This window comes from Williamsia muralis (genome assembly GCF_051487485.1).
GTDB classification, from domain to species: Bacteria; Actinomycetota; Actinomycetes; order Mycobacteriales; family Mycobacteriaceae; genus Williamsia; species Williamsia muralis_B.
Genome location: NZ_JAHVCV010000005.1, coordinates 451,114 through 472,674 on the forward strand (window position 1 = coordinate 451,114; position 21,561 = coordinate 472,674).

The 21,561-nt window shown below is 61.8% G+C and carries 24 protein-coding genes and 1 pseudogene; 15 read left to right on the top strand and 10 right to left on the bottom strand.

The window, feature by feature from the left end:
• Positions 1-31 precede the first annotated feature (31 nt).
• The 4 genes from KXR83_RS16355 to KXR83_RS16370 all read left to right on the top strand — a co-directional run bounded on the left by KXR83_RS16355 (position 32) and on the right by KXR83_RS16370 (position 2,279).
• A complete protein-coding gene (locus KXR83_RS16355; protein WP_317714582.1) occupies positions 32-466 on the top strand; it encodes a pyridoxamine 5'-phosphate oxidase family protein in 435 nt (144 codons plus the stop codon).
• A 31-nt stretch (positions 467-497) separates the two neighbouring features.
• Entirely contained in the window at positions 498-719 is a 222-nt protein-coding gene (locus tag KXR83_RS16360) for a hypothetical protein (protein ID WP_317714583.1), read from the top strand.
• 132 nt (positions 720-851) lie between these two features.
• Complete coding sequence (locus KXR83_RS16365) at positions 852-1,526, top strand: DUF6629 family protein (RefSeq protein WP_317714584.1); 675 nt, start codon at positions 852-854, stop codon at positions 1,524-1,526.
• A gap of 531 nt (positions 1,527-2,057) precedes the next feature.
• Positions 2,058-2,279: a hypothetical protein gene (locus KXR83_RS16370; protein WP_317714585.1), complete on the top strand. Its 222-nt coding sequence runs from the start codon at positions 2,058-2,060 to the stop codon at positions 2,277-2,279.
• 14 nt (positions 2,280-2,293) lie between these two features.
• Here the strand turns inward: KXR83_RS16370 and KXR83_RS16375 are convergent, their stop codons facing one another.
• Positions 2,294-2,950, bottom strand: coding sequence for a DUF305 domain-containing protein (locus tag KXR83_RS16375; RefSeq protein WP_317714586.1), 657 nt, complete (start codon positions 2,948-2,950; stop codon positions 2,294-2,296).
• A 1,102-nt stretch (positions 2,951-4,052) separates the two neighbouring features.
• Between KXR83_RS16375 and KXR83_RS16380 the strand changes: the two genes are divergently transcribed.
• Both KXR83_RS16380 and KXR83_RS16385 read left to right on the top strand, forming a co-directional pair.
• Complete coding sequence (locus KXR83_RS16380) at positions 4,053-4,931, top strand: alpha/beta hydrolase (protein WP_317714587.1); 879 nt, start codon at positions 4,053-4,055, stop codon at positions 4,929-4,931.
• Between the two features lie 117 nt (positions 4,932-5,048).
• Positions 5,049-5,642: a hypothetical protein gene (locus tag KXR83_RS16385; protein ID WP_317714588.1), complete on the top strand. Its 594-nt coding sequence runs from the start codon at positions 5,049-5,051 to the stop codon at positions 5,640-5,642.
• Positions 5,643-5,688: 46 nt separating this feature from the next.
• On the opposite strand, the gene KXR83_RS16390 is transcribed toward KXR83_RS16385, so the two are convergent.
• The 3 genes from KXR83_RS16390 to KXR83_RS16400 form a co-directional block, all read right to left on the bottom strand.
• Positions 5,689-5,835 carry an ANTAR domain-containing protein gene (locus tag KXR83_RS16390; protein ID WP_437425860.1) on the bottom strand — a complete coding sequence of 49 codons (147 nt, stop codon included), beginning with the start codon at positions 5,833-5,835 and terminating at the stop codon, positions 5,689-5,691.
• A gap of 289 nt (positions 5,836-6,124) precedes the next feature.
• Positions 6,125-6,385 carry a hypothetical protein gene (locus KXR83_RS16395; RefSeq protein WP_317714590.1) on the bottom strand — a complete coding sequence of 87 codons (261 nt, stop codon included), beginning with the start codon at positions 6,383-6,385 and terminating at the stop codon, positions 6,125-6,127.
• A gap of 269 nt (positions 6,386-6,654) precedes the next feature.
• Entirely contained in the window at positions 6,655-7,596 is a 942-nt protein-coding gene (locus tag KXR83_RS16400) for a universal stress protein (protein ID WP_317714591.1), read from the bottom strand.
• Positions 7,597-7,822: 226 nt separating this feature from the next.
• Between KXR83_RS16400 and KXR83_RS16405 the strand changes: the two genes are divergently transcribed.
• From KXR83_RS16405 to KXR83_RS16420, 4 genes are all read left to right on the top strand, one after another.
• The gene (locus KXR83_RS16405) at positions 7,823-8,830 is read left to right on the top strand and encodes a TerC family protein (protein WP_437425701.1); all 1,008 of its coding nucleotides are present in this window, start codon (positions 7,823-7,825) and stop codon (positions 8,828-8,830) included.
• Between the two features lie 47 nt (positions 8,831-8,877).
• A complete protein-coding gene (locus KXR83_RS16410; RefSeq protein ID WP_437425702.1) occupies positions 8,878-9,207 on the top strand; it encodes a helix-turn-helix transcriptional regulator in 330 nt (109 codons plus the stop codon).
• Between the two features lie 185 nt (positions 9,208-9,392).
• A complete protein-coding gene (locus tag KXR83_RS16415; protein WP_437425703.1) occupies positions 9,393-10,271 on the top strand; it encodes an alpha/beta fold hydrolase in 879 nt (292 codons plus the stop codon).
• Between the two features lie 236 nt (positions 10,272-10,507).
• Positions 10,508-11,377 (top strand): universal stress protein, encoded by an 870-nt coding sequence (locus tag KXR83_RS16420; RefSeq protein ID WP_437425704.1) that lies wholly within the window; start codon positions 10,508-10,510, stop codon positions 11,375-11,377.
• Positions 11,378-11,530: 153 nt separating this feature from the next.
• On the opposite strand, the gene KXR83_RS16425 is transcribed toward KXR83_RS16420, so the two are convergent.
• Together KXR83_RS16425 and KXR83_RS16430 are read right to left on the bottom strand one after the other, a co-directional pair.
• Positions 11,531-12,763: a globin domain-containing protein gene (locus tag KXR83_RS16425; protein WP_317714596.1), complete on the bottom strand. Its 1,233-nt coding sequence runs from the start codon at positions 12,761-12,763 to the stop codon at positions 11,531-11,533.
• Positions 12,764-12,827: 64 nt separating this feature from the next.
• Entirely contained in the window at positions 12,828-13,268 is a 441-nt protein-coding gene (locus KXR83_RS16430; protein ID WP_317714597.1) for an RrF2 family transcriptional regulator, read from the bottom strand.
• Positions 13,269-13,843: 575 nt separating this feature from the next.
• Here KXR83_RS16430 and KXR83_RS16435 point away from each other — a divergent pair.
• Together KXR83_RS16435 and KXR83_RS16440 are read left to right on the top strand one after the other, a co-directional pair.
• Positions 13,844-14,236, top strand: a complete 393-nt coding sequence (locus KXR83_RS16435) for a hypothetical protein (protein WP_437425705.1) — start codon at positions 13,844-13,846, stop codon at positions 14,234-14,236.
• Entirely contained in the window at positions 14,233-14,604 is a 372-nt protein-coding gene (locus KXR83_RS16440; protein WP_437425706.1) for a hypothetical protein, read from the top strand. The genes KXR83_RS16435 and KXR83_RS16440 overlap by 4 nt, the downstream gene beginning before the upstream one ends.
• A gap of 41 nt (positions 14,605-14,645) precedes the next feature.
• On the opposite strand, the pseudogene KXR83_RS16445 reads toward KXR83_RS16440, so the two are convergent.
• From KXR83_RS16445 to KXR83_RS16460, 4 genes and pseudogenes are all read right to left on the bottom strand, one after another.
• Positions 14,646-14,735 (bottom strand): annotated as a pseudogene (locus tag KXR83_RS16445) (carbonic anhydrase); the annotation flags it as partial.
• 78 nt (positions 14,736-14,813) lie between these two features.
• Positions 14,814-16,166, bottom strand: a complete 1,353-nt coding sequence (locus tag KXR83_RS16450; RefSeq protein WP_437425707.1) for a lipase family protein — start codon at positions 16,164-16,166, stop codon at positions 14,814-14,816.
• A 228-nt stretch (positions 16,167-16,394) separates the two neighbouring features.
• Positions 16,395-16,520 carry a hypothetical protein gene (locus KXR83_RS16455; protein WP_437425708.1) on the bottom strand — a complete coding sequence of 42 codons (126 nt, stop codon included), beginning with the start codon at positions 16,518-16,520 and terminating at the stop codon, positions 16,395-16,397.
• A 39-nt stretch (positions 16,521-16,559) separates the two neighbouring features.
• The gene (locus KXR83_RS16460; RefSeq protein ID WP_437425709.1) at positions 16,560-17,180 is read right to left on the bottom strand and encodes a TetR/AcrR family transcriptional regulator; all 621 of its coding nucleotides are present in this window, start codon (positions 17,178-17,180) and stop codon (positions 16,560-16,562) included.
• 175 nt (positions 17,181-17,355) lie between these two features.
• Here KXR83_RS16460 and KXR83_RS16465 point away from each other — a divergent pair, with 175 nt between their 5' ends.
• The 3 genes from KXR83_RS16465 to KXR83_RS16475 are packed head-to-tail and all read left to right on the top strand — an operon-like array spanning position 17,356 to position 21,399.
• Positions 17,356-19,020, top strand: coding sequence for an FAD-binding dehydrogenase (locus KXR83_RS16465; protein WP_437425710.1), 1,665 nt, complete (start codon positions 17,356-17,358; stop codon positions 19,018-19,020).
• A complete protein-coding gene (locus tag KXR83_RS16470) occupies positions 19,017-20,045 on the top strand; it encodes an MBL fold metallo-hydrolase (RefSeq protein WP_437425711.1) in 1,029 nt (342 codons plus the stop codon). Before KXR83_RS16465 ends, KXR83_RS16470 begins: the two co-directional genes overlap by 4 nt.
• A gap of 4 nt (positions 20,046-20,049) precedes the next feature.
• The gene (locus tag KXR83_RS16475) at positions 20,050-21,399 is read left to right on the top strand and encodes a lipase family protein (RefSeq protein ID WP_437425712.1); all 1,350 of its coding nucleotides are present in this window, start codon (positions 20,050-20,052) and stop codon (positions 21,397-21,399) included.
• The last annotated feature ends 162 nt before the right edge of the window (positions 21,400-21,561 follow it).

Genomic DNA, 21,561 nt, shown 5'->3' on the forward strand with positions numbered 1-21,561 from the left:
CGGGTGGATCGCCGAGCGAAAGGACTACACAATGGCCACATACGACACGTCTTCATCGGCGGACGTAGTGCAGCAACTGACCGTCGATGACTGCTGGGAGCTGTTGCGACAACAGCAACTGGGGCGTCTGGTTGTTTCGGTCAGCGGTCGTATCGACATATTCCCCATCAACTACCTCGTGGACGGGCAGCGCATCTTGTTCCGCACTGCCGAGGGCACAAAACTGGTGGAGCTCACGATCGATCACCGAGTGGTTTTCGAGGTTGATCACGTCGATGACACGTCCGGATGGAGCGTGGTTGTTCACGGAAATGCCAGGACTCTGAGCAGTTTCGCTGAGATGGCGGCGGCCGACGCGCTTGGCCTGCAGTCGTGGGTACCCACGACGAAGTACAACACCGTGGAGATCGTGCCCGAGGAGCTGACGGGCCGATACGTCCGATTCGGCCAAGAACCTGAGCGGTGACTCGCACATCGATGACAGAAGGGATCGACCGATGACTGACGCCTGGATGAACCATGGCTCGTTCGACGACCTGTTCGCCCGCTTCTTCGGTACAGAACGTCCCCGTCCGCAGGTTCAACGGGTCGATTTGGGTCGGTTGCTGAACGACGACGCCAAGGAGCTGGTGGCATCGGCGCGGGAGGCAGCGAAACAATGGGGCAGTAGTGAATTGACAACTGAGCATCTGCTGTGCGGGCACTCTCCATCACGGTAGGCCACGACCGCGCCGAGGCCATGAATGGTGTTTCGGCCCGGGCAACGGAACCGGCATAGGCGGTTAGGCGAGTGGTCTTGACTGCTCGTGCAAGCCCTCATCTTTTTTGGCTATCGAAAATGGGAGTGCCGTATGTGTTTTTCGCCCGAGGCCGATTTGGCAGCTGGAGTCGTCCTCGGTGCGCTGGCGATTGACGCGTTGCGTCGGCACCCCTGCCGGTCTGATCTGCCGCTTGCGGCTCTTCCGGCCGTACTGGCTGCGCACAGTCTCATCGAGGCTCTCGTCTGGTATGCAGGTCGGGGAAACATCGATGAGGCAATTGGCACTGCAGCGACGTACGCGTATCTTCTGATCGCTTTTGTCGTGTTGCCCACCCTGGTGCCGTTGGCGATTCGCTTACGGGAGCCGAAGAACAGTCATCATCGCGCACTCACGGGGCTGGTTGTGCTGGGTGCTGTGGTTTCTTCAGTCTTGTTTGCGGTGCTTATCACAAATCCCGTGACGGCCACGTTGGAGACCCACTTTGTTCGGTACCACACCCAGATACCGTTCGCTGCAGTGATTGTCACCGGATACGTGATTGCGACCTGTGGGCCCGGTCTGTTGTCATCGGCACGGACGATTCAGGTATTCGCGGGACTCAACCTGGTCGCAGTCGGGGTCTTGGCTCTGGTCAACACCGCTGGACTGACCTCTTTGTGGTGTGGTTGGGCAGTGGTGACGAGCGTGGCGGTTGTGATCCAGATTCGTCGCGACGAATCTCTTCGTGAGGCTTTGCCGGAGAAGGCAATCAGCGACCAGACGTGATCAGTTTCTACCTGCGAACAACAAGTTTCTCTATTGACATCACGCTTCTGCAAGCGCGGCGAGAGATTCCGCTTCAGTGCTGCATCACTTTGATTGACCATGAACGGAATCTGCCTGCATCGTGACTCGCCACCAGTCGTCCAGCGGACTGGGATCGGGCCAGTGGACCACCACGGCTGACTCTGGAATCCCGTCTTGTCCGGCCGTGTGGGGTAGTACGTTTCTTTCTGGCATTTAATCGTTCTCCTTGTCCCCGGATCATGTCGATGATGTTCCGGGACCACCAACGATCTATAGAGCCCAAGGTCCCTTACGGTCATGAAAAGCGACGAGGGGCCGGGTTGTGGTGCATCTCCCGTGGGGCGGTACAGGTCCGAGTCCACGGCTCATGACATTCGACCCCCTACCGTCCGAAAATCCTTGTAAGGCAGCCTGGGACAGGAGCCGTTCCTCCGCAACGGAGACTGCGTAGACACCGTACGGACACGTCCAAGTCTCTGTTCCATCGCATATTCAGAAAGGTCGGAAACTATGTTCGGTGTTGTATTGATCATGGTGATGGTTGCGTATGGCATATGGACGCTGCTGCGAATGGCGGAATCGGCCGCGAACAAGGCGGACAACTGGCCTGGCTGCGCGCCGCGAGCGACAGAGCCGAAGAACGTCAGTTCGGGCCGGCACTTGCCGACAGTCGAGTGGAGCGAGCTCGATGAGGTCCAGCTCACCCGCCTGCTGAGGGAGAACAGTGACTGACCGGTTGAGGCGCTCTATTCCTGCAGCATCGTGGTCATCTGAGAGATCTCGACTCGCTGCGTGGTGATGATGGTGGACGCCATTGCTGTGGTTGCGGGGTGCAGGCCGTTCTTGACCTCGTTCGCAGCCATCGTGATCCCACCTTTGTGGTGTTCGATCATCAGTGTCAACCACAAACGATCGAAGTCGGTGCCGGCTTTGTTGGCGAGATCGTCCATCTCCTCCTGCGACATCATCCCGTTCATCGCTCCGTGGCCTCTCCCCATGACCCCCATGCCGTCGGAGTCGACATGAGGTGGCGGCGCGCCCCAGCTCATGAGCCACAGGTACATCTGGTCCATTTCTGCAGTCTGTGTGGATCGAATGGTCGTAGCCAGAGCGATAAGTGTCGCGTTGTCTGTCCGGCCTTTGACCATGTCAGACATCTCGACGGCTTGGCCGTGATGCGGGTACATCATCTCCGCGAACATGACATCCGCGTGATTGAAGTCCGTAGCATTCTGGACAGTTGTGGATGATGCGGTGGGTTCAGAAGTTTCGCTCATACGCGACTGCATTCGACCCATGTCGCTGTCGGCGTCGATGACACCGCACCCGGTGACTCCGAGTAGGCCTGCAGTGGCCACAGTGATGGCGAGTGTCTTCATATGTGTCGTTGGTGGTTCTCTCACGACTATTCACCTCGAATGGTGTTGTGCCCGTCGGTGTTTGTGCAGGTCGTTCAACATCTGTGGACCTCGAACAGCAGGCTGGGTCACGATGGGTCTGGCATGACGTACGCCGTCAAGTGATTCAGGTCAGTCGGACGTCATTGTGGCGGGTTGATTCCCATCGCCAGGTTGCCCAACTTGTTGCTCTTACTGGGTCAGCTTGGTCATCGGGAGATCGTCTCTCTGGTTGGTTGATTCGACTTCTATTGCAGTCGTTGGCCACCGCGCCCGGCAAGAGTAGAAGGACCTTGAGATGTGGCTGAACGTAGTTCAATTGCTGATGAAAGAGGGGGCAGATGGCAGGCTGCGGACTCAGATCCGGTGCGCGTGCGAGTTCGGACTGAAAGGACCGCGCGCCGGCAGACAGGTCCGACGTCAGGCCGCAGCGCAGACCTTCGCCTCGCCGCTGGTGACGTTCGACCCTGATGGCCGGCCAATAGTCAGCGGAGGCTTGGGGCGCCGAACAGCAAAGGGGTCACTCAAATTGACTGGTGCTCAACGACGCCACCGCCGAGATCATCGCGCGCTCAACGCCACGGTGATCGTCACCGGCGGTGAGTCCAGGACTGTTCGAGCGTGACGAGGAGATTTCAATGGTCAACCCTACTAAGGGCAACCGCCGAGAGGCGACGACAAGTGATGTGGACAGAACAACCTGGTCGCCGGAATGACGCCGCCGACTGAGTCGAGTACCCAGGCTCTGACGCCATTGCGAGGCACGGGCGTAGCTGCTTGTGCAGCGGTAGCTTTCGGTGCAGGGCTCCTGGTCTCAGCTGACGAATCCATGGGAAGGAGGGTCCTCCACCTCATCCTCGTGGCCGGGCTGTGCCTTCTTGTGGCGTTGTCGCTGGCGCCTCGGATTCCACGCGCGCTGACCGGCGTTGCGTTCTTGGGCCTGGCGGTGGTATCCATCCCTTGCGCCGCCGCAACGTGGTACGCGTACCGTGGTGCGACCGAAGCACCGGTGTACCTACTTGGCAGCGTGATCCTACTTCTCGGTGGTGCCCTTGCAATTGGGGTTGGAGTCGCGGCGTTATGGGCTACAAAGAAGACGGTCATTCGGGTGCTGATCGTCCCCCTGGTAGTGCTTAGCGCGTACGGGCTCGCTGTGCCCGTTGCGATGGCGACATATGCAACGACGAGCGCAGGCGATCCCGGGGCAGCAGGGCCTCCAATACGCGAAGGTGATCCCGATTTCGACGCTGTGACCTTGCGAACGGCCGATGGGGTGGAGCTGGCAGGCTGGTACACGGCCTCGTCGAACAGAGCCGGGATTTTGCTTGCCCACGGCGCCTCGTCCGACAGTGACTCCTTGCTCGACCATGCCAAGGTCCTCAGCGATGCTGGTTTCGGTGTTCTGCTGGTCGACGCGCGAGGGCACGGTCGCAGCAGGGGAGAGGCCATGAAGTTCGGTTGGTTTGGCGACGCTGACCTCAGAGCTGGACTTGACTACCTCGTGGCCCGGCAGGACCTCGATCCGAATCGGATTGGTGCACTAGGGGTGTCGATGGGCGGGGAGGAGGTCATTGGGACGTTCGCGGTCGACAGCCGGATGGCTGCGGCGGTAGCTGAAGGTGCCACAGGCCGAACATACGCAGACAGAGGATGGCTCGACGAGGTGTACGGCCTGCGAGGACGCTTCCAACAAGTTGTGGACAGCGTGATGTACTCGCTCACCGACCTCTTGACGCCCGCTTCACCGCCGACCAGTCTGCGCGACGCGGTTGCTTGGGGCGCACCCCGGCCCGTGCTGTTGATCGCAGCAGGCAACGAACGAGACGAGGTACACGCAGCCGACGAGATAAGGTCGGCATCGCCGACTAATGTTGACGTTTGGGTGGTTCCAGGCGGGAACCATACGTCGGGTCTCACCACTCGGCCGACCGAGTGGTCGACCCGTGTCACCGGGTTCTTCGTCGAGACACTGTTGGCATCTGCATGACCAGCGTCTCGGATATCGTCACCGCCAACCGGACAGTTCATTCGACGTGCGGACTACCAACGTGAACATGCTGACTCGTCCGAGAACGCCAACCTCAAGACGTCCCGCGAGGCCGAGATGACTATCCCCCTCCCGACGCCGCCGGGGGATGCCGCAGCGGCACTTGGCCATTGTATGGCGGAGACCGGCCAGCTTATTCACCAGCATCGAATGCATCTACCTCATGACAACATCAACTGCCAGATTCCCTTCGCTGACGGGTCAGTGGCTCGGGTCTATCGCGAAACGGTGGTGGACGTCCAAGCCTTCGTCGAGCCGGTTACCCTAATCGTCGGCTTCCGGCTGCGCGGGGTCGCGGGCAACGGTCTCGCGCATGCTGCTTTCCGCCGCGAGAGTCTGCTCAACACAACGCTGTTCGTAGGATTTCCAGGATTCGTATCCAAACTGTGGCTAGCGCACGACAATCACAACCTCTATCGGGGAGTGTATGACTGGGACGGGTACGACAATGCGGAATCGTATGTACGTACCTTGTGGTGGCCGCTGTTGGTGGTGAGTCAGCGAGACTCGATCCGCTACCAGATCATCGCCGGCGCGGACCGGGATGCCACCCTTCTGACCCGTCGGCAATCGAGGACGATAGGCAGTGGTGGCGCCCCTATAACCCGTGATGAAGGTCTCTGGCCAAGGGACATGTGCAGCCGACAATGAGTTGGCTGCCGACCCCAGTTGCTGCGTTGGCTACGGGAATTGCGGCTCATTTGATGGGACCGTGCTCGATGAGCCGTTGCGCAACAACGAAGGACGGGGTTCCGGATTCCTTGGCGAGCTGCCGCAACAGGTGATCTGCCTGAACGGCATCGAGTGACAGCCGCTCCATCACCATTCCTTTCGCGCCCTCGATGACGTCGTGGGCACACCCAACGAGACCTCAAGTGCGTGATAGTCAACGGCGGCCTTCAGTGCCAGGGTCGCGCACCAAGCGAGGGCCCTTCCCACTCGCTCATCGCACGGGGTGAACGCTCCAGGGCTGCGCCCCAGGAAAATCAGCGTCCCTAGGAGGGCTCCGCCCGCTTGCAGCTCGAACAGCATTATGCTTCGAACGCCGTTCGACCGGATCACCGAGGGGACTCCACTCCACCGGCCATCATGCTCGAAGTCGTTGCAGCAAAACACAGTCTGGTCTGCCGGCGTCATTGGCGAAGATCCTCGACAACGTTGTCCTCAAGCGTAGGAGGTGGACGCCCAGTTGCCACAACGGCCGGATGGTGTTGCTCGTGTCCGTGCATGGTCAGGATGTCAGCCGAATCAGCGCCATCAACCAGACCGAGTGCGGTGGCGGTCACTGCGTACAGTGCTTCGTCCCTGCCGAAGTTCTCCGCAATGTGCTGGACGAGCCGGTCGAGTGCCACTCTGTGGTCCGGCAGTATCTCGAGAAGCGCATCATCGTTCATCGCTACTGCAGCCGTCCCGCGGTGCGTCGCTCGGCCTGATCGACTCGTAGCGTTTTGCACAAATCTGTCCTCCACACTCGTACTAGTGCTAAATGGCATCCGCGTATGTGCTGATAGTGGCCATCGGCCAATCCCTCCCTTTCGGTCGGCACGGTCGCCGTGGCCCTGCAGTAGGGGTCGGCCGGCACGTGAGCGTCTACTAGCGCCCTTCATCGGCCTAGGACAATCGGAAAGCGTGGTACGTACATCGTCGGCCACGGCCTCCACGTTCAGGGCCTCGTGGCGGGCACGGCCTGTGTAAAACGATGAAAGAGTGTTTGACCGTCGCGCTCTCGATGCCGGGCGATGAGTGTTGGACATGGCGGGTCGTGCATCAATTGTTGACTGGTCGAACCCAGCAGCATGCCCGTGAAACCGCCGAGGCCGCGACTACCGACGACCAGCAGCTCGGCTTCGCGGCTGACCTGGGCCAGAACGTCAGCGGGGTCACCGTGCATGCTTCGGTAAGTAACGTCAACGTCGGGATAATCTTGGCGCCACCCCGCCAATTGCTCTGCGATCACCGCATTTTCGGCTTCCTGCAGGTCGATCAATCGAGAATCTTCTGGGTCGGCGAAGGCCGAGTGCACTTTGTTCTCTTTCCATGAGTGCACCGCAAGCAGGGGAGCGTCCCGGCGATCGGCTTCGTCGAAAGCAGCTGCGACCGCTTCGGCACTGGCTGGTGATCCATCAACACCGACCACTATGCGATGTGCGGGGGTTTCTGTTGAACGGGTCGTGGGGACCAAGACAACGGGGCAGCGCGCATGCATTGCGAGCGCTGACGCAATGGGGTCGGGGCGGAGGCCGTGTTTACTGCGAGCACCGAAGACCATCATCGCGGCGTCGCTCGACTGCGCGATGAGTTTGTCGCGTGTTGCTCCCCTGATCACCTTGCCTCCGATCTCGAGGTCGCGAACACCAGCTTGGTTCGCGATGACACGAGCGACGACGCTCGCTTCGGTTACCACGCCCTGAGCTGTACGGGCGACGTCGTGGACGTACTCAGCTGGCAGGCGCCACGCGCGCATGGTGGGCTCAAGGTCTTCGATGACAGTGACGATGAGCAGCGGCGCTCCGCGCACCGCGGCCTCATAAGTTGCCCACTCGACGGCGGCGTAATCGGCTTCGCCGGCCACGACACCCACTGTGATGGGGGGATTGTCAGACATTGCGGCTCCTCTGCTCAAGTTTGACTATTCGGGCTTCGGTGCGCAGGCCCAAGTGCCGGTGGTCATCGTTATGCCGGAACAAAGTCCTTGTCTCTGGCGTGTCGAACACTGGCGTCGTGCTGAGGTTGCCGACCCCGCAGTGTAGAAGGAAGATTGACGAATAGTAATTCGTGCTTTAAACTTCCGCTGAACCGGCGATCGATGGACGTCGCGGAAGGAGCGGAAGATGTCAATTCCATGGTGGATGTGGCCGGCGGTGCTCGGTGTGATCCTGCTGATGCTCGCGATCGACCTGTTCGCTCACCGAAAGGCCCACGTCGTTGCTGTCCGCGAGGCTGCCGCATGGTCGCTGGTCTGGGTGGCGCTCGCACTGGGGTTCGGCGCCGTTGTCTGGTGGATGTGGGGTGGGGAGTTCGCTGCGCAGTACTACGCGGGGTACGTCATCGAGAAGTCGCTCGCGGTCGACAACGTGTTTGTGTTCGCCATCATCTTCAGCTATTTCGCGGTGCCGCGTGAGTATCAGCACCGGGTGTTGTTCTACGGCGTTCTGGGCGCGCTCGTGTTCCGCGGCGCCTTTATTGCCGCGGGTTCTTTGCTCATCGCCAGCTTTGCTTGGATTCTGTACCTCTTCGGGGCGTTTCTCGTCGCCACTGGAATTCGGATGGCGATGCATCGGGAGGAGCACATCGACCCAGGGAAGTCGCTTGTATTGCGCGGATTCCGGCGGGCCACGCCCATGACGGACGGCTATCGGGGGCAGGCGTTTTGGGTGAAGGAAGGGGGTCGCTGGCTGGCTACGCCGCTTCTTGCTGTGCTGGTGCTGGTGGAGGTCACGGATATTGTTTTTGCGGTCGACTCCATTCCGGCGATCTTCGCCGTCACGAGCGAACCATTCCTGGTGTTCACCTCGAACGCTTTCGCCATTCTCGGGTTGCGCGCCATGTACTTCATGCTCGCCGACCTGATGCACCGCTTCATCTACCTCAAGCTCGGGCTGGCCGTGGTGTTGGTTTGGGTCGGATTCAAAATGCTCTTGTTGGAGGTGTACCAGATTCCCACCATCACATCTCTGGCCGTGGTCGTGGTGGTACTGGCAACTGCGGTCCTCGTCAGCTGGGCTCGCACCCGCAACGACCCCGGCGGATCTGCACGCCGCGTCGGCGAAGTATCTGTCGAGCACGGAAGCGACAGAGACGTAGCGGACGAGGCGATGGACGCGCCTCGTGCGGATTGAACAGTGGAAGCCTGAAACCGGAAATCGTGATGGTCTATTGTGCGGATATGGCCAAAGCCGATCTCACAGAGTTTGCCGGTCGTGCCGGTGGCAACGACGCGAAACCGGTTCGTAGCTGGACGTTCTTGACGAACCACGCGCATGTCTTGGTGTGTTTGGCGCGCGATGGTGAGTTGACGATGCGCCAACTTGCCCAGTCAGTCGGCATCACCGAACGCGCAGTCCAAGCGATCATCTCCGATCTGATCGAGGACGGCTACCTCACGCGGGTCAAAGACGGTCGACGCAACTCCTACACCGTCCGCGAGGAAGGCCGCATGCGCCACCGACTCGAGTCTGCCCACAATGTGGGTGAGCTGCTCGCCGCTTTGCGTTGACCTCGTCTGCTTGCAGTGACGTCTGGCTAGGTTTTTGCAGCCTGAGATGGGCCGGTTGAAGGGCGACATTTGGCTTGATTGCCGCGGTCGCGTGCTCATCCGTCTCTCGTCATGGTTTTAGACAAAGCTTGGATCGCAGTGGTCGATCCGTGACGTCGACCACGTGCTCCGCGTAGCCTGCGACGGTGAAAGAGTTCAAGGTCTCGGTCGGTGATCGGTCGGTCATGGTCAGGGATGCGGGAGATGCGCGAGGAGTCCCGGTCGTGCACTTTCACGGAACGCCAGGTTCCAGACTGGAGCCGGGTTTCGGTGATGAGATCGCCCGACATCTGGGTATCCGGGTGATCAGCTTCGACCGACCTGGCTACGGCCAATCCGGCGCCGCCGTCAGCAGTCTGCAGCGGGTGGCCCGAGGTGTCGAGGCAATCGTCGACGAACTCGGTATAGCCGTGTTCGCCACCTTTGGTTGGTCGGGAGGCGGGCCCTTCGCACTGGCGGCTGCAGCTGCGATGCCAGGCCGAGTAACGCGAGTCGGTGTGTCGGGTGGTCTTGCGCCCACGCAGGAAATGCCCAACGCCCGAGATGCGCTGACTCAGAACGATATTTCAGCTCTGTCATACCTTCCGGACGACCCCATCAGGTCGGCAGAGAGTTTTCGTCAGGGTAACGAGGAACTGCTCGACGCGATGATGGGCGTGCGTGACGATGAGCAGGCTCCGTGGATCGACTGGATGTGGGGAGAGAGTGACCCGAAAATCGTCGGTGACGAAACAGCACGACAGGCACTCCATGGCTCGTTCAGAGAAGCGCTGCGACAAGGGCCAATGGCCATTGCGTGGGACAACGTCGCCTTCGTAGGACCATGGGGGTTCGATCTCGCGGAAGTCAAGTCGCCGGTGCGGCTTTGGTACGGCGACCGAGACCAGATGGCCCCGGTAGCCAACGGCCGATGGCTCCAGCGACACCTCCCCGAAGCCGAACTAGTCGTCTACCACGACGGAGGTCACCTGTTGCCGCTGGAGCACTGGGCCGAGATGCTGCAGGCGGTGACAGCTGGCGATTGACTCGGCTATCGCCGCTGCCGAGCCACAGGGAGGGTCGCTGGAGCGGTTGCTTCCTGATCGTGCAGACCTGACGGCCGACGATGTGCCGGATGACGAGCACGCGGCGCAGCCCAACGCTTCTTGCTCCCGTCCGAAACGGCCCATTCTGCGTTCGGGATTGATTAGCGTGAAGCAGACGCCTGCGCGGCGACGGTGTGGACATTCGCCTGCACACTCCCATCGAAGGAGACGGTCTGATGAACGTAAACGCCCCTGTCGTGGTGGCCGTCGATGGGTCCGTCCACTCGCACCACGCTCTACGGTGGGCCGCCGACGCTGCGGTTCGGAAGAACCTGCCGCTGAAGGTGGTCACAACAGTCCAAACCATCACCTCCGGATACGCGCCGGGAGTATCGAAGACACAGGCCCTCATCGACGCAGCCCTGCGAGATGACGCCCATAACGTCGTCGATGCGGCCGTCGAGAAGGTCGCCAAAGAAGACTCTTCCGTTGTTGTCGACGGTCAGGTGATCGAGGGAAGGCCGGAGCTGGTACTACGCGACATCTCCAGCGATGCGCACCTCATGGTGCTAGGGAGTCGAGGGAGGGGTGGAGTGACCGGGCTTCTGCTCGGTTCAGTCAGTACCGAAACTGCCGCTCACGCCGACTGCCCTGTTGTCGTAGTACACGGTCAGTACCCGGCAACTGGCCCGGTGGTGGTCGGAATAGACGGCTCGCCGACATCACATGAGGCGCTGACGCGTGCGTTTGCCGAAGCCGATGAACGAAACACCCCGCTGATTGTGGTGCACACGTACCTCGGATTTTCCAGCGACGTCTTCTACGGCCATTCCGAGGTGATACAACAACTCCGCGACGAAGCTGCTGAGCTTGTGGGAGAACTGCTTTCGGGCTTCCGTCAGGACTACCCCGACCTCGTTGTCGAGACACGAATCTCCGCTCTCGACGCCGCACGCTACATCCTCGACGTCGGCAACGATGCACAACTCATTGTGGTGGGAAGCCGGGGGCGTGGGGGGTTTCGAGGACTGTTGTTGGGCTCGGTCAGCCGCGCCATTCTCCATGGCGCACCGTGTCCAGTCATGGTTGTGCATCCAGTTAGGTAGGCCGGAGACTCGCGCACCGCCCCCAAGACGTCAGCGTCCAGATCCCCGAGATTCAGGTTTGCACTATGGGCGGGACGCGGAGATCCATTGGGGTCATGTCTGGGGTGCCTTATGCGGCGTTCCGCGACGAGACCCTAGGTAAACGGTTGCAGGTCAGGAGAGGAGCCAGTCGTTGGGGGAGAACAGCTCACAGTGGATTCGGGCAGGATTGACATCTTGGTCGAGGAGCTGTTCGCGCACATGCTCGACAAATCCGTTGTTGCCGCACACGAAGATCGAGGACTTCGGATGTAGGGCTATGTCGGTCAGGTCAATTTGCCCGCGGTGAGCGTGTGCCGAGTCGCCTGGATCGGCGTACCACAGGTCCAGTGTGGCAGCAGGTAGGGCCTTGATGAGTCGCAGATGCAATTCTCTGAGTGGGTGAGTGGCTGGTGAGGTGTCCGCGTGCAAAACCTGGACGGTAGCAGCGGTGCCGGTGTCGTGCAGGTGGTGCAGGATGGCGATCATCGGGGTGATACCGATGCCTGCGGAAATCAGCACGACGGGTTGCGACCCGAGGTCGGCGGTGGGTAGGTCCCCGAAGGCTGTGGTGATGTCGATCAGGTCGCCTGGTCGCAGGTGCTGGGAGATGTGGTTTGACACTTCTCCGGCGGGCCCGTTGGCGTTGGCTGCGACGGGCTTCACGGCGAACGTCACCTCGTGGGCGGCGCCGGTGATCACCGTGTACTGGCGAATCTGACGGGCACCGTCGGGCAGCGTGATTCCGACGGATACGTACTGCGCCGGATGACGTTGGTAGAGAACAGGTTCTTCCGCGGTTACGGTGATGAGGACTGCTCCCGACGGGTCGTCGACCCGACTTGTGATGCTGGCGCGGTGGAAGACCTGCCCATCGCCGACGCCTGCTTGCTGATATAGCTGGTGCTCGAGGTCGATGAGAGTTTTCGCCATCAGCCAGTAGACCTGGTCCCAGGCAGCTGCCACATCAGCGGTGACAGTCTCGGCACCCAGTACCTCGACTATTGCCGCGAAGAGGTGCTCGTGGACAATGTTGTACTGGTCAGCGGTGATGCCCAGAGAGGCATGTTTGTGCCCGATTCGCGACAGCAATTCGGCAGGATGTGGCAGATTCGGATCGACCAGGTGGGTGGCGAAGGTGGCAATGGAAGCGGCCAAGGCCCGTTGCTGGGCACCTTGCGCCTGGTTTCCCCGGTTGAACAGGGTCCGCAGAAGCTCAGGTCGCGCGGTGAACATCCGGTTGTAGAACACTTTGGTGATGTCATCGACCTTTCCGCCCACCAGGGGCAGGGTGGCGCGGATGACCTCGGCGTGGCCGGGGTCTAGTTCTGGGGCAGTAGCGGCGTGGCTGGAGGTTGGAGTGGGCATGGAAGTGCTCCGATCATGTTGCGGGAAGGAAGAAGCGGTCAACAACGAGAGATGCTGCGTGGGTTCAATGTTCGCGCGGCGATGCCGCTGTCAATGTGAGGAGCGTTGGCGCTGTGAGATCGTCCAGGGTGTACTTGTCGAGTTCTTGATAGAACGCTTCTTTCGCGGTGGCCAGCGCGTGGCGTAACCGGCACGCGGCGACCAGGGGACAGGGACGTGCCCCATCGCAGTCAATGACCTCCCGGTCGTGTTCGAGCGTACGAATTACATGGCCCACCGGCATCGCCCGTCCAGCGTCCGTGAGAAACAATCCCCCCGTTCGGCCACGTCGTGCACTCACCCACTCGAGCTCAACGAGCCGAGTCACTGCCTTGGCTACATGATGCTCGGACGCGTTCACGGCCTTGGCAACGGAAGCGGTTGTCAGTCTGCAGCGTGCGGGGTCGGAGGCTGCGAGCAACATCATCGTCCGCACCCCCAGGTCGGTGAACCGTGTCAGCTGCATAAGACCCACGCTAGTTAACCTCTACGCGGGGAGCGACATTTATCGACGTGGCCTCAAACACCACGTTTCGTGCGGGTTTTCTACCAGCACTTACGCCCAATACAACGCACACTCTGCCGGTCTAGGCAAAGTCCGGTTGGGGCCTGACGAGAATCCGGGGAGTACGCACTCTCGGACTGTCAGACAGCGTCTTCGCAGACGGTCTGCACGGTCTTTCAAGAGCCGCGATCGGAACGGATTGCACGTGGTGTTCAGGCTGAGGACAGAAGTCGGCCTACTAATGCCAGTTAGCGCAGTGCCGACAGATACTCACAGGAAGCCAGAGTCTGCACGCTCGAGTTCACTTTCCGCTTGGAACTGTGCGGCCACCCAACGCCAACAAATCTGATTACGTCTACTGCAGCAGGGTCGTCGTCCCGCGAAGGACGTGGTCGTGATCGCTGCGGCCGACCGTTCCTGGTGGGGTTGTCGGTGGCCGCTGTTAGGTTCGGCGGGTGGTAGGCGCGTCACGCCCAGCTCGCTCGCCGCTGTCGCCTAGGGTGCACAGTGGGGTTTGGTCAGCGGAGGATGATGACGTGACGGTGGCGGTCAGCATGCGCGCTGAGCTACGCGATGCGGTGGTGGGCGATTGCCCTACGTGGCTGAAATCCGCGTTTGCCGACATGTATCCCGATGACACAGTGATGTGGCCATCCGTGGATGCGCCGACGGTGCTGGCGGCCGAGGACGAATGGGACTGGATCACCGAGCACCTGGTGGTTGTTGCCGGCGCCGTCGACCACACGCTGACCATGCTGCCCAAGGTTCCTGCCGGCGGGTGGATTATGTGTAGGTACTCAACTGGCAGCGACCACTTTCTGGTGTCGACGACACCCCCGTCCGCCACTGCGATGGCACTGGGCTCAGTCGTCCTATTCTCGCGCCCTCCAGCACGTGACGCGCTGGAGCCGAAAGGTGTTGTGGCGTGACGGAGTTACTGTCACCCGCTGTTTCTGCTCCGGCGCCTAATGCTGTGGCGTCGTTGGATGTTTCGGCGGAGGTGCGGCGGCGGGTGGACACCTCGCTGCTCGATACCCGGGCAGCGTCTACGCGCCGCAACTACACGCGGGCGTGGTCGGTGTTCGAGAAGTACTGCGACCAGCACGGGCATCAGGCGTTGCCGGCGCATCCGCATGTGGTAGCCGATTACCTTCTCGCGCTGGAGAACACCGTCGACGTTCGCGGGTATGCGGCGTATTCGATGTCGGCGATCGAGGGTGCGGCCGCGGCGATCAAGTTCGTCCACAAAGCCCAATCAACTGGTCGAACACATCACCAACCTAATCTGATGCACTAGCGGCCCGGCACGCTGCACGTGAGTGATGGCCATGCAGTGTCCATCAACCGCCGGCTTGTTTCGGTGACGTGGCGGACGGTGAGCTCGTCGACGGTAGATAGCCCTTCGCTGCGGCCGAGCAGGATGCTGGGGGGGGGACACGGTCGACGGCCCGTGCCCTGGTCGCCGTCCAGGTGGGGTACTCGGCCTCATCGCCGCACGGCATCTGCTCAGCGTCGGGGAAGTCCCAGCAGGCTCCGCACAGTTTCGTCGACGGTCTGCACGGTCGCGGCCGGGTCCGCTCCCACAAAACTGGGAACTGTGCTGATGTCGCAATACGGTTGTGTCGGTGCGGGTTCGTCCGACAGGGTGTCGAGCCAGTCCATGCTGAGCGCAAGCCCGGACACGGCGGTGGTGAGGTGCAGCCCCAGCTCTTCTCGTCGGACGGTCAGACGCGCGCCGCGCTCGCACTCGGCGCGCACGTACCGGTCGAGGCCGGTCACGGGGACCGCTTCGTCGTTCACGCTGTGGTAGAGCAGGCGGGGAACGTCGGTGGCCGTGGTACCGAGGCGGGCCTGGTCCAGCACGGCGCGGATCTCAGGCTTGCCCCACACCGATGCGAAAGGTTCGGTGAACAGGGTGTCGTACTGTCGTGCGATGTTTGTGAGCTGGTTCGACGTCGAACACGCCGTGGCCATGGCATCGAGGGTCGTGCGGCCCAGCGGGGTGAGGTACGGGTCCAGTCGTGCTTTCAGATCGGGGTAGGTATGGCGAAGTCCGGATATGAGGAACAGTCCCGTTCCAGCCTGGGCGGAACCGTCGAGGTTGTACGGCGATGCGGCGAGATCAACTGGTGTCCCGCCCATTGCGGCACCGACGAGGTCGATCTCCGGGGCGTACGTCGCGTGTTCCTCTGCGGCCCATCCGGTGGCGAGCGCTCCGCCGGAGTATCCGGCGGCCCCCACGCGTACCCATTCGGGGAGACCCAGCGGGGCGAAGTCCCGTGCAGCTCGAATCCCATCCAGCACTGCACGACCCGGCTCGACCGCGGCTCCGAATTCAGACATCGGCCCGCCGTGGTCGGGTATCGACACTGTCCAGCCCCGATACAGAGCGGCCTGCACCAGGGCGAGACCCGCCGAGATCGCCGTGACCCCGTCGAGGTCTGGGTCGGTGGACAGATTCCTCGACGGCGCGCACTGCGGCGCGGTGGCATCCTCGAACACCTGGTAGGACAACAGTCGTTGCGTCGACGTCCCTTCGGGCGGAGCCAGGACGGTGGTGACGGTGGTGCTGGGTGACCCCTGTGCGTCGGTGGTGCGGTACAACAGCTGCCACGCCGTGACTCCGACCGGTACCGGGAGTCCGAACAGGGCGACCGAGGTCGCTCTGGATCGAAGCACCGTCCCCGGCTCTGCGTCCTCGAAACCTGGGGGCGGAACGTAGAACTGCTGCGGCGGCGCATCGGCACCGGCGCGGGCGGTTCCCCACAGCGAGGTCGAGGCGAGTGCCATGAGTATCGCTACGCCGAATGCCATGATGCGTCGACCCACGGTCGATGTCTGCACAATCCGAGTGATCACTGTGTGTTCCCTGTTCGATGTCCGAGCGACGCGTGGCCGCCCGCGGCGCGGCGCGGCGCGGCTGACTTGGAATGGTCGTTCCTGGTCGGAACTGGAATCGCCGCGACCCTGATCGAGGGCGAAGCAGGGATCACGGTACGTCCCCCGCGACGCAATTCTCAGCAGAATCACCGAATCGACCGAATACGTCGCCCCGCGGAGGAGCCCCCCGGGTTGTGGTGCCTCTCGTTACCACGGCCGGAATGCGAGCAGGACCGTCACGGCGAGCTGATCGAGGTCGCTGGTGGCCGTCGGCCAGAAGATCGGCCGAACGAATACATTCGCGGTCGTGAGCGTTCCGACACCTATGGACACTTCAATACGGTTGCTGGCGTGCACCATCGGCGTGCATCCTTACGCCTGCCGGCGGGTGTAGTGCCCGACCAGTACCGTGAACAATTCTGTTCGCCGCACGCGAGCAGCCTCGGCATTGTCTTCGATCAGACACTGCACCAGGGTGCCGTCGTGCGCGGCGACTAAGGCGGGCCCCAAAGCCTCGCGGTCGGTGATCACGAGCCCGAGCTGGTCGAGTAGTTGGTCGAGCAGTGGCATCAGTGTGGCAAGGATCCCCTGTTCACGCGCAACAATCACTGGTTTGAGCGAGGAGTTGCGCAGCGCGTGGGCGGTGAACTCGGCGTTGACCCGATACCACTTGTCGTCAATCGGTACCACTGCTAGAACGCATTCGACGATATCGCTCAGTGAGTGGACCCGTGGCTGCATACCTGGAGAGAGCAGCGCCTCGACGTCTGCCAGCATTCGTGTTGACCGCTGCTCCCACATCGCGAGGAACAGCTCCTCCAACGAGTTGAAATTGGAATAGAAAGCACCTCTAGTGAATCCAGCACGCTCGCACACATGTTCGACACTGCTGTTGCCGAATCCGCGCTCTGCGTACACCTCCAAAGCGGCATCGAGCAGCCGCTGGCGGGTCTGAGGTCGCCTTCGTTTCACCGGTCCGGTGGTGAGGGCCATGTAGGCAGCCTAGCGAACAAGATGCATCCTCGTTTCAATACGATTTTGCATTGAATGCAATACTGTATCAAGCGGGGTGTGGCTTACAAGTCGATCAACCCATGTGTACGCCAGGTTGTAGTCGAGTTGTTGCCTGGCTCGTATCCAGGACTGCGAGAAGGTCAAAAGGCGGATGATGGACGCGGATGTAATCGTGGTCGGAGCTGGGCTCGCGGGCTTGGTGGCGACAGCGGAACTGGCCGGTACAGGCAAACGGGTGTTGCTGCTCGATCAGGAACCCGAGCAGAACCTGGGCGGGCAGGCATTTTGGTCGCTGGGTGGCCTGTTCATGGTCGATACCCCCGAGCAGCGGCGGATGGGTATCAAAGATTGCGCCGAGTTGGCGTGGCAAGACTGGCTGGGCAGTGCCACGTTCGATCGCGGTATCGACGATCCCGTTGGTGAAGACTACTGGGGCCACAAGTGGGCACGGGCATACTTGGAGTTTGCTGCTGGCGAGAAGCGATCGTGGTTGCACGCGCAGGGCGTGCGCTGGGTTCCGATCGTGGGCTGGGCCGAGCGCGGAGGGTATCTGGCCGAGGGGCATGGTAATTCGGTTCCACGCTTCCATCTGACCTGGGGAACCGGGCCCGGTGTCCTCGCACCCTTCGAGAGACGTGTTCGCGAGGCCGCGGACAAGGGTGTGGTGCAGTTCGGGTTCCGTCACCGAGTCGACGAGTTGACCACGACCAATGGAGTCGTCGACGGTGTCAGGGGAGCAATTCTTGAACCCAGTACATCCGAGAGGGGTGCATACAGCAGCCGAGCCGAAGTCGACGACTTCGAACTACACGCCGGAGCCGTGCTGGTGACTGCGGGTGGTATCGGTGGCAATCACGATCTGGTGCGCGAGAACTGGCCGGCGCGATTGGGCACAGCTCCGGCCTCGATGATCTCCGGGGTTCCTGAGCACGTCGACGGCCGCATGCTCGGCATCACCGAACGCGCCGGTGGGCGGCTGGTCAACAAGGACCGAATGTGGCATTACACCGAAGGCATCAGAAACTGGAATTCGATTTGGAAGAATCACGGGATTCGGATCATTCCCGGTCCGTCGTCGATGTGGTTCGATGCTCGCGGCAAGCGGTTTCCCGTCCCGAACTTCCCGGGATTCGACACCCTCGGAACCTTGAAAACCATTCAGGACAGTGGGTTCGACTACTCATGGTTCGTGCTCACGCAAAAGATCATCGAGAAAGAATTCGCCCTGTCAGGATCTGAGCAGAACCCTGACATCACCGACAAGAATCTCAAATTTGTGCTCGGCCGCGTACTTCCAGGGGCAAGCCAACCGGTGGAGGCATTCAAGAAGCACGGTGAGGACTTCGTCGTCGCCGATACCCTCGCCGAACTCGTCGACGGGATGAACAAGATCACCGGGGACGATCTGATCGACCGAGTCGAGCTGGAACGTCAGATCGTGGCCCGCGACCGCGAAACCGAGAACCCGTTCACCAAGGATTTGCAGATATCTGCAATCCACAACTCGCGTCGCTCGCGTGGTGAACGACTCGCACGAATAGCGTCCCTGCACAAGATCCTCGACCCCAAGTCCGGTCCGCTGATCGCGGTGCGACTCAACATCATCACCCGGAAAACACTGGGCGGCATACAAACCGATCTCGATGGGCGCGTACTGAGTCTCGCCGGTACGGCAGTGCCGGGATTGTGGGCGGCGGGGGAGATCGCCGGCTTCGGCGGCGGCGGTGTACACGGATACCGCTCCCTCGAAGGCACCTTCCTCGGCGGTTGCATCTTCAGCGGCCGGCAAGCCGGTCGAGCCCTCGCCGAGCAGGCATGACGACGCGACTGCGGTGGGGTCGTCCCGATCTGGCCGCGCACAAGGCGATGACCACGACGGCATCGTCGTCACCGTCCTCTGCGGTCACCGTGTCGTTCCTCGGCGTCACCACACTGCTCTTCGACGACGGCGAATCGGCCATCATGACCGACGGATTCTTCACCCGGCCATCGATGGCACGGACGCTGCTGACACCGCTGCGAACGGACCCCGATCAGGTCGACTACGCCCTGAGACGAGCAGGTGTCGACTCACTCGACGCGGTGATCTGCGCACATTCCCACTACGATCACGCTCTCGATTCGGCCCTCGTCGCGCAACGCACCGGCGCGGTACTCGTGGGGGGTGAATCGACTGCACTGATAGGACGCGGAGCCGAAATGCACCAGAGCCGGATCGTGACGGCTCATCCAGGTAGTGAATTGGACGTGGGGCATTACACGCTCACGTTAGTCGAATCAGCGCACTCGCGCCCGGACCGCATGCGCGGGGCGATCGATCGCGCTCTCGTGCAACCCGCTCGGGTCCGGGCGTACAAATGCGGTGCGGCATGGTCGATCCTCATCGCCCACAACCGAACCGGTCATACCGCGCTCGTGCACAGCAGTGCAGGCTTTCGGTCGAACATGCTCGCTGGTCGCACCGCCGATGTCGTGTACCTGGCCGTCGGACAACTCGGTCACCAGCCTCGCAGCTTCATCGAAGAGTACTGGGTCGAGACAGTTGCAGCTGTGGGAGCACGCACCGTGATCCTCACCCACTGGGACGACTTCTTCAGGCCTCTGACTGCACCATTGCGGGCGCTTCCGTACGCCGTCGACGACCTCGACGCCTCGGTAAGGGCACTGTCCGATTGTGCCCGACGTGACGGTGTACGCCTCGAATTACCTACCCTCTGGCGGCGAACGGACCCGTGGGCCACTCGATCGTTCAGGCAGCGCCTGATTCCCGCCGAGCGTCCGACAGCCCTGCCCCGCCCGCGACAACGCAGTGCGCCATCCACTACTACCGCAACAGACAGGTGACACCGTGCTCCGCAGAACTCGTTCGCTCCTGATCGTCGGCCTTGCCGCCGCCGCCATCCTCACCCAGGGAGCAGCGGCGGTGTCCGGGCAGCCGGTCGACGATCCCTTCTTCCGCTACACCGGCACGGCCCCCCTCGAGAGTTACGTGCCAGGATCCGTTCTTGGTGTGCGCACCGTCCCCTATCACCTGCTCAATCTGGCGACCCCACTCGATGCAGTGCAGATCCTGTACCGATCGACCGACGCGCAGGGACGACCATCCGCCAACGTCACCTCGGTGCTACGGCCCCCGAACGCGCAACCGGACAAGGTCATCTCCTACCAATCGGCGTACGACTCGCTCAACCCCGACGACGGCCCGTCCCGAGCCATCGCCGGCAACACCCCCCTGCTGTCGCTGACACCGAGCGGACGGAACGTCGGTGTCGGCGGCGCTGCCGCATCCGGCGAAGGCACGGTCATCGCACCGTTCCTGGCTCTCGGTTACACCGTCGTTCTCGCCGACACCCAAGGCCCTACCGCGGACTTCGCAGCCGGCCCCGAGTACGGAATGATGACTCTGGACTCGCTGCGCGCTGCACAACAGGTGCCGGGCAGCGGCGTCACCGACACTTCCCGCATCGGACTGCTCGGATACTCGGGCGGCGCCATCGCCACAAATTGGGCGTCGATCATGGCGGCCGACTACTCGCCCGACATCGCGGACAATCTGATCGGTGCCGCCCAGGGCGGTTTGCTGGTCAACCCGGCGAACAATCTTCGATACGCCAGCGGCAGCATCAGCTGGGGCGGAGTGGTCGGAATGGCCATCGTCGGTATTGGACGTGCGTACGGTATCGACTTCGACCCGTACATCAACGACTACGGCCGTGAGATCATGGCAAAGCTCAATGATGCTTCCATCCTCAACGTCCTTCTGCAGTACCCCGGATTGCGGTGGACCGACCTGGTCAAGCCGCAATACGCTGACCCGAACACAATCCCCGAGTACGTCGACGTGGTCAACAAGATCAACATGGGTCAAGCCGCCGTCCCGACCGTCCCGATGTTCGTCGCGCAAGCATCCAACGGAATTCTCGAAGGCACCCAACCGGGCCCGATCGGCACCGGGCCCGGCGACGGCATCATGGTCGCCGGCGACGTCCGCGCCTTGATGAACAAGTACTGCGACGCAGGTGTGACCGTGCAATACGACGAATACGACACCATCAGCCACATTCCCGGAGCCGCACTGTGGCTCCCCGGTGCCGTCGAATGGCTGATCGACCGCTTCTCCGACAAGCCGGCACCGACCAATTGCGGGCGCATCGCCCCCGGAAACTCTCTCGAACCTCAACAACACTCACCGCGCTGACGAACGGGGCGCCCACGACCAGTACAGCTGCAGAGGGCTCGCCGCCGGGCGAGCGCCGTCGAGCAGAAGGCGCGGCCCTATCTGGTCTGACTGCATGTCCGACACATCTACGGTTCCGCCGCGTGCACGTGGACGGATTGGTATGCGACACAAACATTGAAC

What these genes read in the sequence shown, in the direction of transcription:
- KXR83_RS16355 (WP_317714582.1), top strand. Translation starts at nt 32, where the DNA reads ATGGCCACATACGACACGTCTTCATCGGCGGACGTAGTGCAGCAACTG.
- KXR83_RS16360 (WP_317714583.1), top strand. Translation starts at nt 498, where the DNA reads ATGACTGACGCCTGGATGAACCATGGCTCGTTCGACGACCTGTTCGCC.
- KXR83_RS16365 (WP_317714584.1), top strand. Translation starts at nt 852, where the DNA reads ATGTGTTTTTCGCCCGAGGCCGATTTGGCAGCTGGAGTCGTCCTCGGT.
- KXR83_RS16370 (WP_317714585.1), top strand. Translation starts at nt 2,058, where the DNA reads ATGTTCGGTGTTGTATTGATCATGGTGATGGTTGCGTATGGCATATGG.
- KXR83_RS16385 (WP_317714588.1), top strand. Translation starts at nt 5,049, where the DNA reads ATGACTATCCCCCTCCCGACGCCGCCGGGGGATGCCGCAGCGGCACTT.
- KXR83_RS16395 (WP_317714590.1), bottom strand. Translation starts at nt 6,385, where the DNA reads ATGAACGATGATGCGCTTCTCGAGATACTGCCGGACCACAGAGTGGCA.
- KXR83_RS16400 (WP_317714591.1), bottom strand. Translation starts at nt 7,596, where the DNA reads ATGTCTGACAATCCCCCCATCACAGTGGGTGTCGTGGCCGGCGAAGCC.
- KXR83_RS16405 (WP_437425701.1), top strand. Translation starts at nt 7,823, where the DNA reads ATGTCAATTCCATGGTGGATGTGGCCGGCGGTGCTCGGTGTGATCCTG.
- KXR83_RS16410 (WP_437425702.1), top strand. Translation starts at nt 8,878, where the DNA reads ATGGCCAAAGCCGATCTCACAGAGTTTGCCGGTCGTGCCGGTGGCAAC.
- KXR83_RS16420 (WP_437425704.1), top strand. Translation starts at nt 10,508, where the DNA reads ATGAACGTAAACGCCCCTGTCGTGGTGGCCGTCGATGGGTCCGTCCAC.
- KXR83_RS16425 (WP_317714596.1), bottom strand. Translation starts at nt 12,763, where the DNA reads ATGCCCACTCCAACCTCCAGCCACGCCGCTACTGCCCCAGAACTAGAC.
- KXR83_RS16430 (WP_317714597.1), bottom strand. Translation starts at nt 13,268, where the DNA reads ATGCAGCTGACACGGTTCACCGACCTGGGGGTGCGGACGATGATGTTG.
- KXR83_RS16460 (WP_437425709.1), bottom strand. Translation starts at nt 17,180, where the DNA reads ATGGCCCTCACCACCGGACCGGTGAAACGAAGGCGACCTCAGACCCGC.
- KXR83_RS16465 (WP_437425710.1), top strand. Translation starts at nt 17,356, where the DNA reads ATGGACGCGGATGTAATCGTGGTCGGAGCTGGGCTCGCGGGCTTGGTG.
- KXR83_RS16470 (WP_437425711.1), top strand. Translation starts at nt 19,017, where the DNA reads ATGACGACGCGACTGCGGTGGGGTCGTCCCGATCTGGCCGCGCACAAG.